Source organism: Rhodococcus sp. SORGH_AS_0303 (genome assembly GCF_030819335.1).
Taxonomy (GTDB): Bacteria; Actinomycetota; Actinomycetes; order Mycobacteriales; family Mycobacteriaceae; genus Rhodococcoides.
Genome location: NZ_JAUTBO010000001.1, coordinates 2,343,072 through 2,361,465, shown reverse-complemented (window position 1 = coordinate 2,361,465; position 18,394 = coordinate 2,343,072). Strand labels below are relative to the sequence as shown.

The 18,394-nt window shown below is 69.2% G+C and carries 19 protein-coding genes and 4 tRNA genes; 10 read left to right on the top strand and 13 right to left on the bottom strand.

The window, feature by feature from the left end:
* Window position 1: 1 nt before the first annotated feature.
* From QE449_RS11205 to QE449_RS11185, 5 genes are all read right to left on the bottom strand, one after another.
* Window positions 2-562 carry an HIT domain-containing protein gene (locus QE449_RS11205; RefSeq protein ID WP_307108824.1) on the bottom strand — a complete coding sequence of 187 codons (561 nt, stop codon included), beginning with the start codon at window positions 560-562 and terminating at the stop codon, window positions 2-4.
* Window positions 559-2,622: a threonine--tRNA ligase gene (gene thrS, locus QE449_RS11200; protein WP_307109707.1), complete on the bottom strand. Its 2,064-nt coding sequence runs from the start codon at window positions 2,620-2,622 to the stop codon at window positions 559-561. Before thrS ends, QE449_RS11205 begins: the two co-directional genes overlap by 4 nt.
* A 137-nt stretch (window positions 2,623-2,759) precedes the next feature.
* The gene (locus tag QE449_RS11195) at window positions 2,760-3,437 is read right to left on the bottom strand and encodes a (2Fe-2S)-binding protein (protein ID WP_307108823.1); all 678 of its coding nucleotides are present in this window, start codon (window positions 3,435-3,437) and stop codon (window positions 2,760-2,762) included.
* 57 nt (window positions 3,438-3,494) lie between these two features.
* The gene (locus QE449_RS11190) at window positions 3,495-3,932 is read right to left on the bottom strand and encodes a TIGR02611 family protein (protein ID WP_051613207.1); all 438 of its coding nucleotides are present in this window, start codon (window positions 3,930-3,932) and stop codon (window positions 3,495-3,497) included.
* 150 nt (window positions 3,933-4,082) lie between these two features.
* Window positions 4,083-4,154: transfer RNA gene (locus tag QE449_RS11185), tRNA-Val, on the bottom strand.
* Window positions 4,155-4,390: 236 nt separating this feature from the next.
* On the opposite strand from QE449_RS11185, the gene QE449_RS11180 reads away from it, so the two are divergent.
* The 3 genes from QE449_RS11180 (at window position 4,391) to QE449_RS11170 (ending at window position 4,680) form a co-directional block, all read left to right on the top strand.
* Window positions 4,391-4,463, top strand: a tRNA-Gly gene (locus QE449_RS11180).
* Window positions 4,464-4,513: 50 nt separating this feature from the next.
* Window positions 4,514-4,584, top strand: a tRNA-Cys gene (locus QE449_RS11175).
* Between the two features lie 21 nt (window positions 4,585-4,605).
* Window positions 4,606-4,680, top strand: a tRNA-Val gene (locus QE449_RS11170).
* A 46-nt stretch (window positions 4,681-4,726) separates the two neighbouring features.
* Here QE449_RS11170 and QE449_RS11165 read toward each other — a convergent pair.
* Window positions 4,727-4,969, bottom strand: a complete 243-nt coding sequence (locus QE449_RS11165) for a hypothetical protein (RefSeq protein WP_162246765.1) — start codon at window positions 4,967-4,969, stop codon at window positions 4,727-4,729.
* A gap of 196 nt (window positions 4,970-5,165) precedes the next feature.
* Between QE449_RS11165 and QE449_RS11160 the strand changes: the two genes are divergently transcribed.
* Both QE449_RS11160 and QE449_RS11155 read left to right on the top strand, forming a co-directional pair.
* A complete protein-coding gene (locus tag QE449_RS11160; protein WP_162246766.1) occupies window positions 5,166-5,462 on the top strand; it encodes a hypothetical protein in 297 nt (98 codons plus the stop codon).
* Between the two features lie 3 nt (window positions 5,463-5,465).
* The gene (locus tag QE449_RS11155) at window positions 5,466-6,002 is read left to right on the top strand and encodes a GNAT family N-acetyltransferase (RefSeq protein WP_027505214.1); all 537 of its coding nucleotides are present in this window, start codon (window positions 5,466-5,468) and stop codon (window positions 6,000-6,002) included.
* Window positions 6,003-6,024: 22 nt separating this feature from the next.
* Here the strand turns inward: QE449_RS11155 and zapE are convergent, their stop codons facing one another.
* Entirely contained in the window at window positions 6,025-7,035 is a 1,011-nt protein-coding gene (gene zapE / locus QE449_RS11150; RefSeq protein ID WP_307108822.1) for a cell division protein ZapE, read from the bottom strand.
* Between the two features lie 25 nt (window positions 7,036-7,060).
* Between zapE and QE449_RS11145 the strand changes: the two genes are divergently transcribed.
* From QE449_RS11145 to msrB, 4 genes are read left to right on the top strand one after another with little or no spacing between them, the layout of a single operon-like run.
* Window positions 7,061-7,825 carry a pyrimidine reductase family protein gene (locus QE449_RS11145; protein ID WP_081821184.1) on the top strand — a complete coding sequence of 255 codons (765 nt, stop codon included), beginning with the start codon at window positions 7,061-7,063 and terminating at the stop codon, window positions 7,823-7,825.
* Window positions 7,826-7,829: 4 nt separating this feature from the next.
* Window positions 7,830-9,407 (top strand): alpha/beta hydrolase, encoded by a 1,578-nt coding sequence (locus QE449_RS11140; RefSeq protein WP_307108821.1) that lies wholly within the window; start codon window positions 7,830-7,832, stop codon window positions 9,405-9,407.
* Between the two features lie 21 nt (window positions 9,408-9,428).
* Window positions 9,429-10,703, top strand: a complete 1,275-nt coding sequence (locus QE449_RS11135) for a glycosyltransferase family 87 protein (protein ID WP_155956979.1) — start codon at window positions 9,429-9,431, stop codon at window positions 10,701-10,703.
* A 9-nt stretch (window positions 10,704-10,712) separates the two neighbouring features.
* The gene (gene msrB, locus QE449_RS11130; RefSeq protein ID WP_027505209.1) at window positions 10,713-11,135 is read left to right on the top strand and encodes a peptide-methionine (R)-S-oxide reductase MsrB; all 423 of its coding nucleotides are present in this window, start codon (window positions 10,713-10,715) and stop codon (window positions 11,133-11,135) included.
* Here the strand turns inward: msrB and QE449_RS11125 are convergent.
* Entirely contained in the window at window positions 11,113-11,613 is a 501-nt protein-coding gene (locus tag QE449_RS11125) for an SRPBCC domain-containing protein (RefSeq protein WP_307108820.1), read from the bottom strand. The two genes, msrB and QE449_RS11125, sit on opposite strands and share 23 nt — an antisense overlap.
* A gap of 111 nt (window positions 11,614-11,724) precedes the next feature.
* Here QE449_RS11125 and QE449_RS11120 point away from each other — a divergent pair, with 111 nt between their 5' ends.
* Window positions 11,725-12,183, top strand: a complete 459-nt coding sequence (locus tag QE449_RS11120) for a MaoC family dehydratase (RefSeq protein WP_307108819.1) — start codon at window positions 11,725-11,727, stop codon at window positions 12,181-12,183.
* Here the strand turns inward: QE449_RS11120 and QE449_RS11115 are convergent.
* The 5 genes from QE449_RS11115 to hemE are packed head-to-tail and all read right to left on the bottom strand — an operon-like array spanning window position 12,174 to window position 18,368.
* Complete coding sequence (locus QE449_RS11115) at window positions 12,174-14,471, bottom strand: molybdopterin-dependent oxidoreductase (RefSeq protein ID WP_307108818.1); 2,298 nt, start codon at window positions 14,469-14,471, stop codon at window positions 12,174-12,176. The two genes, QE449_RS11120 and QE449_RS11115, sit on opposite strands and share 10 nt — an antisense overlap.
* A gap of 36 nt (window positions 14,472-14,507) precedes the next feature.
* A complete protein-coding gene (locus tag QE449_RS11110) occupies window positions 14,508-15,203 on the bottom strand; it encodes an HAD family hydrolase (RefSeq protein ID WP_222637621.1) in 696 nt (231 codons plus the stop codon).
* Window positions 15,200-15,895: a hydrogen peroxide-dependent heme synthase gene (gene hemQ, locus QE449_RS11105; RefSeq protein ID WP_307092842.1), complete on the bottom strand. Its 696-nt coding sequence runs from the start codon at window positions 15,893-15,895 to the stop codon at window positions 15,200-15,202. Before hemQ ends, QE449_RS11110 begins: the two co-directional genes overlap by 4 nt.
* Window positions 15,896-15,933: 38 nt before the next feature.
* Complete coding sequence (locus QE449_RS11100) at window positions 15,934-17,301, bottom strand: protoporphyrinogen oxidase (protein WP_307108817.1); 1,368 nt, start codon at window positions 17,299-17,301, stop codon at window positions 15,934-15,936.
* Window positions 17,298-18,368 carry a uroporphyrinogen decarboxylase gene (gene hemE / locus QE449_RS11095; RefSeq protein WP_222637623.1) on the bottom strand — a complete coding sequence of 357 codons (1,071 nt, stop codon included), beginning with the start codon at window positions 18,366-18,368 and terminating at the stop codon, window positions 17,298-17,300. Before hemE ends, QE449_RS11100 begins: the two co-directional genes overlap by 4 nt.
* Window positions 18,369-18,394: the final 26 nt, after the last annotated feature.

The window sequence follows — 18,394 nt, the reverse complement described above, 5'->3', positions numbered from 1 at the left end:
GTCAGTCCTTCCACGCGGCGGCGAGCAACGCGCGAGTGTCTCGGAGGAGTTGCGGCATGACCTTCGCACCGCCGATGACGGTGATGAAGTTGGCGTCACCGCCCCACCGCGGGACGACGTGCTGGTGCAGGTGCTCGGCGAGCGAACCGCCTGCGGGCGCACCGAGATTGAGCCCGACGTTGAACCCGTGCGGGCGTGAGACCCGCTTCATCGTGCGGATCGCGTGCTGCGTGAATCGCATCAGCTCCACGCTCTCCTCGTCCGTGAGGTTCTCGAGGTCGGCCACCTTGCGGTACGGCACCACCATCAGGTGACCCGGGTTGTACGGGTAGAGATTCAGCACCGCGTACACGTGCTCTCCGCGCGCGACGATGAGCCCGTCCTCGTCCTCCAGCGTGGGGATCTGGGTGAACGGCTCCGACGCCATCTTGTCGTCGACCTTCGGAGCCGTCGCGATGTAGGACATCCGATGCGGCGACCAGAGCCGCTGAAGGCGGTCCTCGTCACCCGTCCCGGTGTCCACGATGGCTACCGCGTCGGCGGTGGCGTCGTCCTCGCTCATGCTCCGTCACTCCCGCCGGGGATGGTGTCGAAGGTGTCCGCCGTCGGGGACTCGTTGCGGCGCTGCGCCACCCAGGAGGCGACCGCGGTGACCGCGTCGTCGACGGGGACACCGTTGATCTGGGTGCCGTCGCGGAAGCGGAAGCTCACCGCACCGGCATCCGCGTCGTTCTGCCCGGCCAGCAGCATGAACGGCACCTTCTGCGTGGTGTGGTTGCGGATCTTCTTCTGCATGCGGTCGTCACTGGCGTCGACCTCGGCGCGGATGCCCGCCTTCCGCAGCGCAGCGATCACACCGAAGAGGTGGTCCGCGTATGCCTCGGCGACGGGGATGCCCACCACCTGCACGGGGGCGAGCCACGCCGGGAAGGCACCCGCGTAATGCTCGGTCAGCACACCGAAGAAGCGTTCGATGGAACCGAACAGTGCGCGGTGGATCATGACGGGGCGCGTCTTCACACCGTCGCTACCGGTGTACTCGAGGCCGAAACGATCGGGAAGGTTGAAGTCGAGCTGAATGGTCGACATCTGCCATGTCCGGCCGAGCGCGTCCTTCGCCTGCACCGAGATCTTGGGTCCGTAGAACGCGGCGCCGCCCGGATCGGGAACGAGGTGCAGCCCGGAGGCAGCGGCGACCTCGGCGAGGATGGCGGTGGCCTCCTCCCACACCTCGTCGGAGCCGACGGACTTGTCGGGGTTACGGGTGGAGAGCTCGAGATAGAAGTCGTCGAGGCCGTAGTCCTTCAAGAGTCCGAGCACGAAGTTCAGCGTGTTCGTGAGCTCCTCGTGCATCTGCTCGCGAGTGCAGTAGATATGAGCGTCGTCCTGCGTCATGCCGCGCACTCGGGTCAGCCCGTGGATGACACCCGACTTCTCGTAGCGGTACACCGACCCGAACTCGAAGAGCCGCAACGGGAGCTCGCGGTACGAGCGGCCGCGGGAGTCGAAGATCAGGTTGTGCATCGGGCAGTTCATCGGCTTGAGGTAGTAGTCCTGGCCGGGCTTGCGCACCGTGCCGTCCTCGGCGAGTTCCGCGTCGAGATGCATCGCGGGGAACATGCCGTCCTTGTACCAGTCGAGGTGACCGGAGACCTCGTACAGCGTGCTCTTGGTGATGTGCGGTGAGTAGACGAACTCGTAGCCCTGCTCGACATGGCGCTGGCGCGAGTAGTCCTCGAGCTCCTTGCGCACGATGCCACCCTTGGGGTGGAAGACCGGCAGGCCGGATCCCAACTCGTCGGGGAAGCTGAACAGGTCGAGCTCCGACCCCAGCTTGCGGTGATCGCGACGCTCGGCCTCCGCGAGGAGCTCGAGGTACGCGTCGAGCGCCTCCTGCGACTCCCAGGCGGTGCCGTACACGCGCTGTAGATCGGCCTTCGACTGATCGCCGCGCCAGTACGCGGCCGAGCTGCGGGTGAGCTTGAACGCCGGGATGTACTTGGTGGTGGGCACGTGCGGTCCGCGGCACAGATCGCCCCACTCGCGATCGCCGGTCCGCGGGTTCAGGTTGTCGTAGGCGGTGAGCTCTCCCCCGCCCACCTCCATGACCTCGGGATCGTCGACCGAGCCCTTGTCGTCGACGAGTTCGAGCTTGTACGGCTCGTCGGCCAGCTCGGCCTTGGCGGCGTCGAGGGAGTCGTAGACGCGCCGCGAGAACCGCTGACCACTCTTGATGATCTGCTTCATCTTCTTCTCGAGCTTGGTCAGGTCCTCCGGAGTGAACGGGTTCTCCACGTCGAAGTCGTAGTAGAAGCCGTTCTCGATGGGCGGGCCGATGCCCAGCTTCGCGTTCGGGAACATCTCCTGCACCGCCTGGGCCAGCACGTGCGCGGCCGAGTGGCGGATGACGCTACGGCCGTCCTCGCTGTCGGCGCGCACGGGCTCGACCTCGATGTCCGCCTCGGGCGCCCACGACAGGTCGCGGAGTCGACCCTCCTCGTCCCGGACCACCACGATGGCGTCCGGCCCCTTGTTGGGAAGGCCGGTGTCGCGCAGCGCCGTTCCGGCGGTCGTCCCTGCGGCCACGCTGATGCGAGGTGCGAGGACAGCGGAATCGGGCATGCTCACGGTGATGCGCTCCTACGGACGTGGGTCGGTGCCGCCCGGGTGGGGCGGCGGCGACAGGTGTGGGTCGGGTGTCGTGCACAGCGTATCGGCATCGGGGACGCGGCAGACACCTCGCCCGAACGCCTGGCGCGTCAGAGAAGCGCCGACCACCGTCGGGCTCTGTCCTCGGGGGTGCGACGCGGACAGCTGACGCACATGTCGACCCCGGCCTCGAAGACCAGACAGCACGATCCACGACGGACGACACGGCGCGAGTGCGCATCCGGCGCACTCGCAGTCGCCGGTGTGACGATCGCGTCCGCCGTCACGTCCACGAAACGCGGTTCGGGGAACCGGTGCGTCCGAGCCTGCGACGTGAGGAGCCGCGCCATCGCGGTGGCGTCGGCCACGCGTCCGAGTGCGGAGGCCACGTCGAGCACCCGGTTGGCCACGGAGTCCGAGGCGATCGCCCACAGGCTCGGTGCGGACAGCCCCGGCACGCGCTGTGCGAGCCCCCCGACCAGGCGTTCGACCAGGTCCGCCACGACTGTGTCCGCCGACGTCGCCACCGTGGGCGACGTCAGTGCGGCAACGGTCCCGGTGTCGCCGATCGCCACCACCGCATCGGGAGCCGTCGGGTCGACACAGTGCCCGGTGACGAGCATCTGAGCGCCGAGGACCAGTGCGAGCGTCGAGCTGGAGCCGTACCACCACAGCGTCGCGCACGTGGTGTCCGAGACGTCGGGCCACCGCGCGGCGGACCGAGCCAGTGCGACGTCCAGCAGCGCTGGATCGGGGATGTCCCAGCCGTCCCCGGGCGGGACCACCATGAGGTTCGCGGTCCACGGCAGCGCCTTCGCGGGTGCGCGTGACGACGTCCGCGGCGGTCAGAGTGGGCTCTGCAGCCACGCCCAGTCCAGGCCCACCCAACCGGCGACCAGCTCGAGGGCGCCGAGCAGCCACAGCGTGGCGAGCACGACCACGGTGGTCAACAGTGCGCCGAGTCCCTTGACGACGATGTTCTGCCGACCGAACCACTCCATGAACGTGTCGTACCGGGCCCGCACCCAGTGCAGGACGGTCTTGGCCCACGCGAACTCCGAGGCGAGGATGCCGAGACCGGCGAAGACGATGAGCCATCCGGGACCGGGATACGGGATGGCGACGATGCCGAGGGCGAGGACGACGGTTCCCACCGCGGCCACCGCGATGCGGTACGCACGATCCACGGTCGGGCGCGAGGCGATGCCGTCACGCCACTCGCGGTACCGGCTGCGCTCCTCGCGCCCGCGGCTGCCGCGCTCACGCGATCCGGAGTCCGTCACCGCGGACGGGTCGGCAGTCGCTGCGCGCTCTGCGGGGGCGACCCTGTCGGCGGGGGCCTTGTCGGTACTCACCAGGTCACCATACCCGGGGACACCGGCCTCGGAACGGCGAAAGGCCCCCGCTGCAGCGAGGGCCTGTCGTCTTCTCTGTGGTCCCGGCTGGGATCGAACCAGCGACCTTCCCGGTGTGAACGGGACGCTCTTCCACTGAGCCACGGGACCGGGCCGCGTGCGAGCACGCCGTCCGAACGAGGGGAAACGTTAACACGTCCCCGAGGGTGCTCCCAACACGGTCCCCGACCCGCGCCGGCCACCGCTGCGGCCGACCGACCCTGCGGCGGTCGTGACAGGAGTGACGGCAGGAAAACACGGTGTGAACAGCGGATTTGTGACTTCCGGCCGACGTGGGCTAATGTTTCGAACCGCACCACGGAGGCGGAAACGCCACCGAGGAGTGTGCGGACGTGGCGCAGCTGGTAGCGCACAACCTTGCCAAGGTTGGGGTCGCGGGTTCGAATCCCGTCGTCCGCTCGAGGGTATCGAGTCCCCCGGTTCTCACGAGCCGGGGTTCTCGTCACCACGGTGGAGTGGCCGAGTGGTGAGGCAACGGCCTGCAAAGCCGTGCACACGGGTTCGATTCCCGTCTCCACCTCGTCACCCGTCACCGGGTCCCGCGCGATTAGCTCAGCGGGAGAGCGCTTCCCTGACACGGAAGAGGTCACTGGTTCAATCCCAGTATCGCGCACCACCACACGAAGCCCCCGTCCTCGGACGGGGGCTTCGTGCATTCCGCCTCATCCCACTCTGTACCGCTCGAACAGCTCGTCGAGGTGCCGCGTCGTCGTCTCGTCGTCGACGTAGTCCACCTCGTCGCGCGTCGTCACGTGCACGTGATCGTGGGCGTACTGGATCCACTCGAAATCCGCCACCAGCTGATCGCTGCCGTACGCGCCCGCCTCGTCGACGGCCTTCTGAACCGCTGCCTTGACCCGGTCCACGCGACCCGTGAAGTACTGCACCGTCATCTGTTCGCTCATGTCGATCCTCTCGTCGTCGCCACGCTGCGGCGTCGTGACCCCGCGCCATCGTTCGTCGTTCATCCTCCGCCTACCCGATCGTCCGGTGTCGTGAACGACACGTCTCGGACGTCGGGAGTGAGAAGACACAACGGCGATCGCCCGCCGATCACCCGAATCGCCGTGTGCGTCCGGCGCAGGGTGATTGACTTGCCTCATGCCTACCTGGGGTTGGTTCGTCGTGGCTCTCGTGGTCATCGATCTCGCCGTCGTCGTCACCTGGTTCGCGCTGCGACACCGCACCGCCGCCGCACGGACGGAGACCGTCGACCGTCATCCCGTCGACGCCGAGACTCACACCGCCGTGGCCGCTCTGGTGCACGCGCGCAAGCCGGCGCAGGCGATGTCGCTGCTGCGCGATCGCACGGGAATGCCTTTGCGACAAGCGAAGAACGTGGTGGACGCCGTGGAGGCGACGGACCGCCCCCACGCCGCCCACCCTCGATCGGCCTGACGGGTGGCGACACAGCCCACGAGACGCGCCACGCACGCCGACGTGCCGGCCCTCGCCGATCTGGCGGGACGGACCTTCCCCCTGGCGTGTCCACCCGGAACGCTGCAGGAGGACATCGACCATTTCGTGGCGACCGTGCTGTCGGAGTCGGCGTTCCGCACCTACCTCGACGACGACGAGCGCATCGTGCGGGTTGCTCCGCAGGGCACGGCACTGGTCGGGTACACGATGCTGATCCTGTCGGCGTCGACCGACCCGGACGTGTCGAGCGCCCTCACGGCCACGGACGCCGTGGAGGTGAGCAAGATGTACAGCGACCCCGCCGCCCACGGCACGGGAGTTGCTGCAGCACTGATGGAGTCGGCCGCGGACGAGGCTCGACGGCTCGGACGCAGCGCGCTGTGGCTCGGAGTGAACCAGCAGAACGCCCGCGCGCTGGCGTTCTATCGGCGCAGCGGTTTCCGGCAGCTGGGAGAGAAGCGTTTCGCGCTGGGAGCCGTGCTGCACGAGGACTTCGTCATGCAGCGCGACCTCACCTGACGCCGACTCGGACGGTAGCGACTCAGACGGAGGCGAAGCGCGAGAGCGCCAGCAGACGCGACGTCGCGCGCAGGTACTTCTTCCGGTATCCGCCCTGGAGCATCTCCTCGGTGAAGAGCTCGTCGAGCTTCGCACCCGACACGGTGACCGGCGTACCCGCGTCGTACAGGCGGTCGGCCAGCACGACGAGGCGCAGCGCCACGGACTGGTCGGGTGCCGCGTGGACGTTCTCGATGAAGACGGCCGTGACACCCTCGATCAACTTCCCGTAGCGCGACGGGTGCAGGGTGCTCAGATGCTTCACCAGCGCGTCGAAGTCGTCGAGCGTCGATCCCTCGACGGCCGCCGCGGCGGCTTCGATCTGGTCCGCGCCGATCGGGTCCGGAGCCGGGGGCAGGTCGCGGTGCCGGTAATCGGGACCGTCGACACGAATGGACTCGAAGATCGAGCCGAGCTTCTTGATCTCACGCAGGAAGTCCTGAGCGGCGAAGCGACCCTCGCCCAACTGGCCGGGCAGCGTGTTGGACGTCGCGACGATGGAGACGCCCTTGGCGGCCAACTCGGTGAGCAACCGAGACACCAACATCGTGTCGCCCGGATCGTCGAGCTCGAACTCGTCGATGCACAGCACGCTGTGACCGGACAGCTCGTCGAGCGCCTTCGTGAATCCGAGCGCTCCGACGACGTGCGTCAACTCGACGAAGGTGCCGAACGCCTTGGGCTCCGGCGACGCGTGGAAGATCGACGCCAGCAGGTGGGTCTTGCCGACGCCGAACCCACCGTCGAGGTACAGACCTGCGCCGGAGGCCGGCGTCTTCTTGCCGAACAGACCGCGCTTCCCGCCCGACCGGATCTTCGCGACCTTGCCGGCGAACTCCTCCGCCTTGCGCACGGCCTCGGTCTGCGTCGGCTCGTTCGGGTCCGGGATGTAGGACGCGAAACTCACGTCGTCGAACATCGCCGGCGGCACCATCTGGGCGATCAGCTGGTCGGCGGGCACCACGGGATCGCGGTCGACGAGGCGTTGTGGCATGGGACGAGGTTAACGACGTGGTGTGATGGCTTTTGTGCAGCGTATCGATAATGGGACCTACCTCACAGTGACCGACGACGATCTCACCGATCTCTACGCGTATCCGGCCGAGCTCCACTCCCCCTGGATCCGCGTCAACTTCGTGGCGGGCATCGACGGTGCGGTGTCGCAGGACGGGGTGTCCGGTGGGCTGGGGACCCCTGCTGACAAGGCGGTCTTCGGCGAGCTCCGCTCGCTCGCCGACGCCGTCCTGGTGGGATCGGGCACCGTCACGGCAGAGAACTACGGCGGTGTGGAGGTGTCCGACGCGGTGCGCGCCGCGCGCACCGCGCGGGGTCAGAGCGAGGTCCCTCCGATCGTCGTGGTGACCGGCTCCGCGAGCGTCGATCCCGAGTCGACGGTGGTGACGGGCGCGGAGGTGCCGCCGATCGTGCTGACCACCTCGCACGCGCCCGAGGACAAGGTGCAGGCACTGCGCGACGCCGGGCTCACCGTCGTCCGCGCCGACGGCGACCTCACCGGCGACGTCGTGGTCGCGCTGCTGCAGGACCTCGGCCTGCAGCGAGTGCTGTGCGAGGGCGGGCCCGGACTCTTCGGGTCGCTTCTCGCCGCGGATGTCGTCGACGAGGTCTGCGTGACCACCTCGCCCACCCTCAGCGCCGGGACCTCGGGCCGGATGGCGACGTCCGATGCCGCCGTCGACCGCCCGATGACCCCGGGCCACATCCTGCTCGACGACGACGGGACCATCCTGGTGCGCTGGGTGCGGGCGCGCGAGATGGCACGCTGAACGTATGCAGATGTCGAGGTTCGGGTCACGGCTCGCCGCCCTGACGGCCGTCGTCGTGGTCGCCGCCGCGTGCGGGGCCGGACCGTCGACCCGTCCGGACGTGGCGATCGAGGGTGGATCGGCCGGGTCCGACGGCGGGCCCGCGACGACCGAACCCACCGACGAGGGGCCACGCCCCCTCGAGGCACCGGTCACCGACCTGAACTGGACCGACTGCACGGCCCGCACCACCGCTGCTCGCGGGGTCACGGCCGCGCCCGGAGTGCTGGTGGACTGCGCGACCTTCCCCGCTCCCATCGACCGCACCGTCGCCTCGGACGGCACGTTCGAACTCTCCGCGGTCCGCGTGCGCACGGCCGCCACGCCGGCGGACGCGGCGCCGCTGGTCTACACGTCCGGCACCGATCGACCGTCGTCCGCGGACATGGCGGCGCTCGCCGCGCAGCCGGACACCGCGCTCCTCGACGCCCACCCGATCGTCGGTGTCGATCGGCGCGGCATCGGCAACTCCGCGCCGTTCGACTGCTACTCGGGTGCCACGTCCACCCGCGACGCGCTGACCGACCTCGGGCAGTACTCACCCGGCACCGACGCGGCGGACAAGGTCGCGACCCTCGCCCGCGACGCGACGATCGCGTGTACCGACTTCCTGCTTCCCGAGGCACTCATCTTCGGGGTCACCAACAGCGCCGACGATCTCGAGGCGCTCCGGGAGGCGTGGGGAGTGCGTGCCCTGTCGCTCCTGGGATCGGGCAACGGCGCCCTCGTCGCGCTCGGGTACGCGGCCGCGTACGGCGACCACGTCGCCCGTCTCGTGCTCGATTCCCCCACGAGCGTCATCACCGACGCCGTCACCAGCGCCGAGCAGACCGTGCGCGGGGAGGAGGCCGCCCTGAAGGCGTTCGCCACCCGATGCGCCGCCGTCGGATGCTCGCTCGGGGCGGATCCGCGCTCACAGGTGGTGGAGTTGTTCCGCCGCGCCGACGCCGGTGATCTCGCACCGCTGTCCGGTGCCACCGTTCGACAGGCAGTCGTCCACCTGCTGGCGTATCCGTCCACCGCCGACGGCGCCGCGCGGGTGCGCTCCACGTCGGACAGGGTGGCAGGTGCGCTCGTCGGGAACACCACCGCACTCGACGACGCGGTCGACGAGGTGCGTGCCCTGACCGAGACCGACGGTCATTTCGTGAGCCGCTGCACCGACGGCCAGCAGTGGCCCGCGCCCGACCGGGTCCGGGAGCTGCAGACGTCGTGGTCGGGCCAGTACCCGGCCTTCGGTGCGACGGCGGCGTTGAACCTGCTCACCTGCTCGGCGTGGCCGGCGACCACCCCGCCGCCCGTCCCCTCCACCCTGGGGCTCCCGGTCCTGGTGCTCAGCGGGAACGCCGACGCCGTCACCGGTACGGAGCCGCTTCCGGCGGTCACGGGAGCGTTGGGCGCGGCCGGCGCGGCCACCACGACGATCACCTGGGACGGCATCGGACACCCCGTGTCGGTGGGCTCGGGGTGCGGGCGAGCGGCCGTCGCGGCGTACCTCGAAACGGGCGACGTGCCGGAAGGCGGTAATGCGTGTCCGGCCTAGTTGCCGGGGTACCGTCTCCGGGTGTCGTTCCGTCATCTCGAACCGCGAACTGGTGAGACCACCGCGCAGGTGATCCGTTTCGCGTTGTGGCCCATCGCCATCCTGACGGTCCTCAATCGCGTGATCGTCAAGGCCGTCAACGGCAACATCACCGACGATTTCCGCCCGGTCTACAACGCCGCGTTGGCATTTCTGAACCGGCGCGAGGTCTACACGGCGAACTTCGACTCGGTCGACCCGCACTATCTCTATCCGCCGAGCGGGACGCTGATCATCGCGCCGCTGGCCGTGCTGGACCCCGAGCGCTCGCGCTGGTTGTTCATCGGGGTCAACGCCGTCGCCGTGATCGTCGCGCTCTACCTGCTACTGCGCATGTTCCAGCTCGGCCTGTCGTCGGTGGCCGCACCGGTGGTGCTGCTCGCCGCGTTCTCCACCGAGACCGTCACCAACACACTGATCTTCACCAACATCAACGGCCTGATCCTGCTCGGCGAAGTGCTGTTCATGATGCTGCTGCTGAGGCGGCACCCGTACTGGTCCGGCGCCGCCATCGGCCTGACCATCGCCGTCAAACCGACTCTCGCACCGCTGCTTCTGCTGCCGCTCGTCCGCAAGGAGTGGCGCGTCTTCGTCACCGCTGTCGGTATCCCCGTCGTCCTGACGCTGCTCGCCCTCCCGCTGTCGGTCGACCCGATGGCCTTCGTCTCCCACACGGTGCCGTACCTCCTCGAGACGCGGGACTACTTCAACAGCGCGATCGTCGGCAACGGCCTCTACTACGGACTGCCCACCGCGCTGGTGCTCGCGCTCCGCGCCGTGTTCGCCGTGATGGTGCTCGTGTCCCTGTGGCTGCTGTGGAAGTACTACCGCCACGACGAGCTGTTCTTCGTGACCACCGCGGGTGGGCTGCTGCTGGTCGCATCGTTCCTGCTCGCGTCGCTCGGCCAGATGTACTACTCGATGATGCTGTTCCCGCTGATCATGTCGGTGGTGCTGCGCAACTCGGTGATGCGCAACTGGCCGGCGTGGCTCGCCGTGTACGGGTTCCTCAGCTATGACAGCTGGCTCGTCGGCCGCTTCCCGGAGTTCGGGCGCTCCATCGAGTACCTCCGCACGACGTGGGGTTGGTCGCTGATCATCGTCGTGATCTTCGCCGTGCTCGTCGGTCGCTATCTCACCGCGCGACGCGAGGGCCGGCTGGACGGCGGCATCGATCCGGCGTTCCTGCTCGACGAGAACACGACCTCACCGAAGCCTGTACCTGCGACGACAGCGGGAACCGCGGCCACGCATTAGCGTGGAGGCATGAGTTCCGCACCAGAGAAGAAGCCCACGTTCGAGCTGTCCGACGACGAGTGGCGTACCAAGCTCACCGCAGCCGAGTACGCAGTGCTGCGCAAGGCCGGCACCGAGCGGCCGTTCGTCGGCGAGTACACCGACACCACCACCGAGGGCGTCTACAAGTGCCGCGCCTGTGACGCCGAACTGTTCCGCAGCACCGAGAAGTTCGAGTCCCACTGCGGGTGGCCGTCCTTCTTCGATCCCAAGGACACCGACGCCGTGATCCTGAAGGTCGACCGGTCGATGGGCATGAAGCGCACCGAGGTCCTGTGCAGCAACTGCCACAGTCACCTCGGCCACGTCTTCGAGGGCGAGGGGTACCCCACCCCGACCGATCAGCGGTACTGCATCAACTCGATCTCGCTCACGCTGGAGCCGAAGGGCTGAGTGAGCCGTAGTACCCACACTGGGACGGGTGGTAGTCGTCGAAGGACGGCGACCACCCTTCCGTGTGTGTGGAGACCAGCATGTCGAGGTAGTACTCCCATCCCGGGCCGATGCCCTCGAGGCCGTCCGTCGTCGTCAGGTGGTGCCGGAACATCAGCATGGTCCCGTCTCCCGTGGTCCTGAGCGTCACGTCGAACGTCCACCCGTCGGACTCCAGTGCGAGATACCTCGGCGCGTCACACGCCAGGATCGTCAGGTCGGAGGCAGGTGCGTTCTCCTCGAACCCCATCGTCACCCGCACGGTGCTGCCGGCTCCCTGCGTTCCCTCCCAGCTGCCGTACCACCGCGCGGTGCGCTCACTGACGGTGAGACTGTCCCAGACGTCGTCGATCGGTACGTCCAGGACGCGCTCCAGCACGAGATCGACACCCGTCTCGGCGCGCTCGAGTAGGCCGGTGGGTTCCGGGTGGGACGTCATCGGCGCATCGTACTGCGCTCGTCCTGCACACAGGCCGGGTCCGCAGGGCCGGATGTGGCGCCCCGACAGAGGTTCTGTGCAGAACGGCTCGCCGCCGCTAGTGTCGGCTCCATGCGTACCTTCACGTCCGCGGACGACATCGTGTCCGCCCTCGGCGAGACCATCGGCACCAGCGACTGGCTGGAGATCACGCAGGAGCGCGTGAACCAGTTCGCCGACGCCACCGGCGACCACCAGTGGATCCACGTGGATCCCGAGCGCGCCGCGAAGGAGAGCCCCTTCGGTGGTCCCATCGCCCACGGGTACCTCACGCTGTCCCTGTTGCCGGCCCTGTCCTGGCAGACCTACACGGTCGAGAACTCCACGATGGGAGTCAACTACGGCAGCAACAAGGTTCGCTTCGTCAATCCTGTGCTCGTCGGGTCGCGCGTTCGTCTGACGGCCGTCCTCGACGCAGCAGATCGGCTGGACGGCGGAGCGGTGCAGATGACCGTCGACTCGACCATCGAGATCGAGGGTGCGACGAAGCCCGCGCTGGTCGCCCAGGTCATCAGCCGCGTCTACTTCTGACGCACGTCCCCACGATCGACGAACTCCGGCTGATCGTGCGCGCGGATCGGCGGCAGTTCGCCGGTCCACTTCTGGACGTCCACCAGGACGTGCTGGCCGGTGGACCCCTGCGCGAGCGACGACGTGCCGCGGTCGGCGGTGAGCACGTTCGGGTTGCCGTGCACGCACATCGAGCGCGGGTCCGACGGATCGAGCGGGTCGTACCAGGCGCCGGTCGACAGTTGCACCACGCGCTCGCGCAGGCGATCGTCGACGACGAGCCCCGCGAGGCACGAGCCACGGTCGTTGAACACCCGCACCACGTCGCCGTCGCGGAGTCCGCGCGCTGCGGCGTCCGCGGGATGCATGCGCATCGGTTCCCGGCCCTGAATCTTCGACGCGAGGCTCACGGCCCCGTGATCGAGTTGGCTGTGTAACCGGGTCCGCGGTTGATTCGCGATCAGGTGCAGCGGGAACGCCTGTGCGCGTTCACCGCCCAGCCACTCGTCCGGTGCGTACCACCGTGGGTGTCCCCCGCAGTCGGCGTAGCCGAACGACTCGATGTCGGCCGAGAAGATCTCGATGCGCCCGCTCGGTGTCCGCAAGGGGGCCCGCTCGGGATCGTCGCGAAAATCGGACAGCAGCGTGAGACCGTCCTCGGTGTCCATCCGGAACGTTCCCTCGGTCCAGAACTCGTCGAACACAGGCGGCGTCACCCGCCCCGCATCGGACACGAACCGTCGCCACTGCTCGTAGAGGTGCCGCAGCCAGTCCGCGGACGAGCGACCTTCCGTGAATTCGTACTCGACGCCGAGCTCTCGCGCGAGCAGCGCGAAGGTGTCGTAGTCGTCGCGGCTGTCGGCGAAGGGCGGGACGGCGGCCTGCATCGCCACGAGCAGCGGGTCGTTGCGGGTGCAGCTCAGGTCGTCGCGTTCGAGGGTCGTCGTCGACGGCACCACGAAGTCGGCGTGCCGTGCCATCGGTGTCCAGTACGGCTCGTGCACCACGATGGTCTCGGGGCGAGCCAGCGCGGTGCGCAACCGGCCGATGTCCTGGTGGTGATGGAACGGGTTGCCGCCGGCCCAGTGCAGCAGCCGGATGTTCGGATACGTCGACGCGGTGCCGTCCGCGTCGTACGGCCCACCAGGGTTCAACAGCATGTCCGAGATCGCGGCGACCGGAATCGACGTCGACACACCGTTGATGCCCTGGGGAAGCGTGGGCAGCGGATACGGCACGGGTGCCAGGCCGGGTTCGTTCATCGACCCGTAGCCGTGGCCGAAGCCCGCGCCCGGCACACCGACGCCGCCGAGCATCGCGGCGAGCGTGAGACCCATCCACGGCGCCTGCTCACCGTGGCGGATGCGCTGCAGTGACCAGGTGACGGTGACCAGCGTGGTGGCGCGAGCCATGCGCCGCGCCAGGGCGGTGATGTCCGACGCCTGGACTCCCGTCAGGTTCTGCGCCCACTCCGGTGACTTCGGGACACCGTCGGTCTCGCCGAGCAGGTAGCGCTCGAAGACGTCGTACCCGGTGGTGTACCGCTGCAGGAACGCGGTGTCGTGCAACCCCTCCGAGGCGAGCACGTGTGCCAGCCCCAACATGAGGGCGACGTCCGACCCCGGTACGGGTGCGATCCACTCCGCCGCTCCGTCCGTGTCGTCACGCAGCGGCGAGATCGAGACGATCCGGCCGCCGCGCGCACGGAGGCGATGCAGCGCGTCGCGTGTCGGATGATCGCTGGTGCCACCGTGATTGACCGACGTGTTCTTCAGCGGAACGCCGCCGAACGCGACCAGTAGATCGGTGTGCTCGGCGATCACGTCCCACGAGGTGGAGCGCGAGAACATCTTCCAGTGCGTCCCCATGACCCGCGGCATGATCGTGCCGGTGGCGCCGAGGGAGTAGCTGCCCACCGACCGCGTGTAGCCACCCAGGGTGTTCAGGAACCGGTGAACCTGACTCTGCGCGTGGTGGAACCGGCCCGCGCTGCCCCACCCGTACGACCCGCCGAAGACGGCCTCGTTGCCGTGCTCGCGCACGACTCGACGGAGCTCGCCGGCGAGCAGGGGGAGGAACTCGTCCCACTCCATCTCGACGAACGCATCGGCGCCACGCGCGGTGGACGGTCCGGGGCCGTTCTCGAGCCAGCCCCGACGCACCGCCGGTCGACGGATACGCGAGCGATGGGTCACCGACCCGGGAACGTTGCCCAGGATCGGGGACGGATCGGCGTCGCCCGTCGGCGGACGGACCGCGACCACGTCCCGGCCGTCCGTGTCGGCGGTGTACATACCGAAGTGGGCCATGTGCTGCACCCCACGGCGCGCGGACGTCACGGCGCCCTACGCGAGCGCGAGACCGTGCGCCGCCACGGCGTCGAGCAGAGCCGACGGTCGTTCGGACGTCGGCAGTGGATCGAGCAGCGCGAAGGACATACCGAGCGCCTGCGCTCCGCCGTCGGCCTCCTCGCTGTCGCCGACCATCAGGCACGAGGCCGGGTCGACGCCCAGAGCGTCCACGGCGGAACGGAAGATCGCGGCATCGGGCTTGACGGCGCCCACCTCGAACGACAGAGCGTAGTGCGCGACGGTGTCGTGCACGCCGAGCAGATCGAACGCCGCGCGTAGATCGAACGCGATGTTGCTGACCACCGCCACGGGAACGCCGCGATCGGCGAGGCCGTGCAGCACTCGCGCCGTGTCGGGGTACGGCGTCCACGAGGACGGGTCGATCACCTTGTCGTACAACGCCTCGGCGTGCTCGACGCGGTGCACACCCGACGCCTTCAGCACTGCCAGGTAGGCGGCCCGGTGCATCGCGGGGTCGAGATCGCGAGCCTCCCAGGCCCGGTGGCCGTCGTCGTCCAGGGTGACCACCGACCCGACGGGCTGGGTCATGCGGCGCATCAACTCGGCCTGGAAATGACCGTCGATCTGCTCGTCGTCGCCGACACGCAGATCGGTGAACCAGCTCTCGTCCTCCTCGAGACGGAACAGCGTGCCGGAGAAGTCGAAGAGCACCGCGGCCGGCGTGGTCACGGTAGTGACTCGACGAGCGCCTCGACCGTCACCCGGGGTCCGCTGAAGAACGGAACTTCCTCCCGCACATGACGTCTGGCCTCGGTCGCACGCAGATCACGCATCAGGTCGACGATGCGGTCCAGCGTCGGAGCCTCGAACGCGAGAATCCACTCGTAGTCGCCCAGGGCGAACGACGGGACGGTGTTGGCGCGCACGTCCTTGTAGCCGCGTGCCGCCTTGCCGTGGTCGGCAAGCATCGTGCGACGCTCCGCGTCGGGCAGCAGGTACCAGTCGAGCGAGCGGACGAACGGGTACACGCAGATGTAGGCGCCCGGCTCCTCGCCGGCGATGAAGGCCGGGACGTGCGACTTGTTGAACTCCGCAGGGCGGTGCAACGCGGCGTTGCTCCAGAACGCGTCGCACGCGCGGCCGAGAGCCGTGGACCGACGGAAGCGCGCGTACGCCGCCTGCAGGTCCTCGATCTTCTCCGCGTGCCACCAGATCATGAAGTCGGCGTCGGCGCGCAGTCCGGCCACGTCGTAGATCCCGCGCACCACGACGTCGGTCTCGTCGAGACCGTCGAAGAACGCGCGGGCCTCGGCGAGCGCCGCCTCCCGATCCTCACCGAGGGCGCCCGGCCGAGCCGTGAACACCGAGTGCATCGAGTAGCGCAACGTGGAATTGAGTGCTTCGAAATCGAGACGTGCCATGACACCCATCGTGCCACCCGGCCGTCCCGATCGGGCCGTCAGGCCAGCGCCTCCGCCAGCCGGGCCGCCGCCGCGGATGCCGTCGCGACGCACGCGGGAACTCCGACGCCGTGCAGGTACGCGCCCGCGAGTTCGAGTCGGCGCACCACCGAGGCGGCGTCCTCGACGCGGGCCACGAGGTCGGTGTGGCCGGGGCGGTACTGCGGCAGTCCGCCGTGCCAGCGTTGTACGAACGTCGTCGTCGGCTCCTCGTCCACACCGAGCACCTCACGCAGATCCGTGCGGGCCGCCGACACCAGGTCGGCGTCGGGCCGGTCGACGATGTCCGCGTCCCCGAAGCGTCCGAAGGAGACCCGCACCAGCTGGCCACCGCGCTCGGCGAGATGCGGCCACTTGCGGCTCGACAGCGTGAAAGCTTTGGCGCGCAACGGGACACCGGAGGAATCGAGCTCCCCCGTGGCGACCAGGACACCCGAGTTCTGCGGTAGTCCCCCGTCCTCGAACCCCAGGGCCACTACCGCCGACGAGGCGAGTTCCACGTCCCCGAGTTCCCGCGCGAGTGCCGGCGCCGTGTCGAGCAGCATCGAGACCGTCTGCGGTGCGGGCGCGGCGAGGACGACGCCGTCCACCACCCCGACGCCGTCGACGTGCCACACGCCGCGGTCGTCGGACGTCACGCGCCGCACGTCCGCGGCGACGAGTTCGGCACCGGAAGCGGCGAGCAGCGCGTCGAGAAGCACGCCGTAGCCACCGCGCAGTCCGCCGAACACCGGTCCCGGCGCCGGCGTCGGGCGGGCGCGCTCGACGGCGTCCACCAGCGAGGGGGCACCGGCGTCGAGGGCCGCGGCGAGCGTCGGCACCGCGGCCCGGATGCTCGTGGTGACGGCGAGTCCGGAGTAGACGCCGCCCAGCAGTGGGTCGACGCTTCGCGCGGTCACCTGGGGGCCGAACCGCTCGGACACCAGGTCACCCACCGACGCGTCGTCGCCGGGTGCCCACCGCAGCGGCCGGTCACGATCGGTGTCGATGCGGCGGCACGTGGCGTCGTCGACCAGAGTCCGCACCGAGTCGGATGTGGCCGGGATGCCCATCAACGTGCCGGTCGGCAGTCCGTGCAGTGCGCCGCCCGAGCGCAGGAGCGGGCGGGCGGCGGGCGACGGCCGCACGAGCTGGTCGGCGAGTCCGAGCTCGTCGAGCAGAGCGGGAACCTCGGGACGACGCGCGATGAACGCCTCGGCACCGACGTCGACCGGGCCACCCGCCAGGTCCACGGACCGGAGTTTGCCCCCGATGCGCGGCGCCTTCTCGACCACCACGATCCGCGCGGCTGGTCCCAGCGACTGCCGCAGCCGGTACGCGGCCACCAGTCCGCTGATGCCCGCTCCGACGACGGCGACCGAGGTCACAGCGAGTGCACCAGCTCCACCACCGACGTCACCACGTCGGGATCGGTGGCGGGCAGGACCCCGTGGCCCAGGTTGAAGATGTGCCCGGTGGCGCCGGCCGCGAGTGCGGCGTCCGCCTCGCCCACGATGCGGGTGACCTCACGGCGCACCGCGTCGGGGCCCGCGAACAGCACGGCGGGATCGAGATTGCCCTGCAGAGCCTTGCCCGGACCGACTCGACGAGCGGCGACGTCGAGCGGGATCCGCCAGTCGACACCGACGACGTCCGCGCCCGCCTCCCCCATCGCCCCGAGCAGCTCGCCCGTCCCGACACCGAAGTGGATGCGCGGCACGCCGGCCGACGCCATGGCCTCGAACACGCGGCTGGAGTGGGGGAACACGAACTCGCGGTACTCGGCGAGTGACAGCGCCCCGGCCCACGAGTCGAAGAGCTGGACCGCGTCGACGCCGGCATCGGCCTGCGCGGTGAGGAAGGCGATGGTCATGTCGGCCAGCGACGAGAGCAATGCATGCCACGTCTGCGGATCCGAGTGCATGAGCGCCTTGGTGCGCTCGTGGTTGCGACTCGGACCGCCTTCGACCAGGTAGGACGCCAGCGTGAACGGTGCGCCCGCGAAGCCGATGAGGGGCACGTCCTTCAACTCGGCCAGAAGCAGGGAGATGGCCTTCGCGACCGGCTCGATCTGCTCCGACTGCAGGACCGGCAACGACTGCACGTCGGCCACGGACCGCACCGGGTTCGCCACGACGGGACCGGTGCCGGCCACGATCTCGAGGTCGACGCCGGCCGCCTTGAGCGGCACGACGATGTCGGAGAACAGGATCGCCGCGTCGACCCCGTGCCGCCGGACCGGCTGCATCGTGATCTCGCAGACCATCTCGGGGTCGAAGCACGAGGCGAGCATGGAGGTGCCCTCCCGCAACTTGCGGTACTCGGGCAGCGACCGACCGGCCTGACGCATGAACCACACGGGCCGACGCGACGGCGTCCGTCCCGTCGCGGCCGCGAGGAAGGGAGCTTCGGGCAGGCTTCGACGCGGACCGACGGCGTCAGGGATGGTGTTCATCGGCGTCCATGCTGCCAGAGACGCAC

Bases quoted from the DNA above. Each gene is read 5' to 3' on its own strand.
- hemE (WP_222637623.1), bottom strand. From the start codon at position 18,368: ATGAACACCATCCCTGACGCCGTCGGTCCGCGTCGAAGCCTGCCCGAA.
- QE449_RS11160 (WP_162246766.1), top strand. From the start codon at position 5,166: ATGCCTACCTGGGGTTGGTTCGTCGTGGCTCTCGTGGTCATCGATCTC.
- QE449_RS11115 (WP_307108818.1), bottom strand. From the start codon at position 14,471: ATGGCCCACTTCGGTATGTACACCGCCGACACGGACGGCCGGGACGTG.
- QE449_RS11125 (WP_307108820.1), bottom strand. From the start codon at position 11,613: ATGACGTCCCACCCGGAACCCACCGGCCTACTCGAGCGCGCCGAGACG.
- QE449_RS11140 (WP_307108821.1), top strand. From the start codon at position 7,830: ATGCAGATGTCGAGGTTCGGGTCACGGCTCGCCGCCCTGACGGCCGTC.
- zapE (WP_307108822.1), bottom strand. From the start codon at position 7,035: ATGCCACAACGCCTCGTCGACCGCGATCCCGTGGTGCCCGCCGACCAG.
- QE449_RS11165 (WP_162246765.1), bottom strand. From the start codon at position 4,969: ATGAGCGAACAGATGACGGTGCAGTACTTCACGGGTCGCGTGGACCGG.
- hemQ (WP_307092842.1), bottom strand. From the start codon at position 15,895: ATGGCACGTCTCGATTTCGAAGCACTCAATTCCACGTTGCGCTACTCG.
- QE449_RS11195 (WP_307108823.1), bottom strand. From the start codon at position 3,437: ATGGTGGTCCCGCCCGGGGACGGCTGGGACATCCCCGATCCAGCGCTG.
- QE449_RS11205 (WP_307108824.1), bottom strand. From the start codon at position 562: ATGAGCGAGGACGACGCCACCGCCGACGCGGTAGCCATCGTGGACACC.
- thrS (WP_307109707.1), bottom strand. From the start codon at position 2,622: ATGCCCGATTCCGCTGTCCTCGCACCTCGCATCAGCGTGGCCGCAGGG.
- QE449_RS11145 (WP_081821184.1), top strand. From the start codon at position 7,061: ATGGCTTTTGTGCAGCGTATCGATAATGGGACCTACCTCACAGTGACC.
- msrB (WP_027505209.1), top strand. From the start codon at position 10,713: ATGAGTTCCGCACCAGAGAAGAAGCCCACGTTCGAGCTGTCCGACGAC.
- QE449_RS11120 (WP_307108819.1), top strand. From the start codon at position 11,725: ATGCGTACCTTCACGTCCGCGGACGACATCGTGTCCGCCCTCGGCGAG.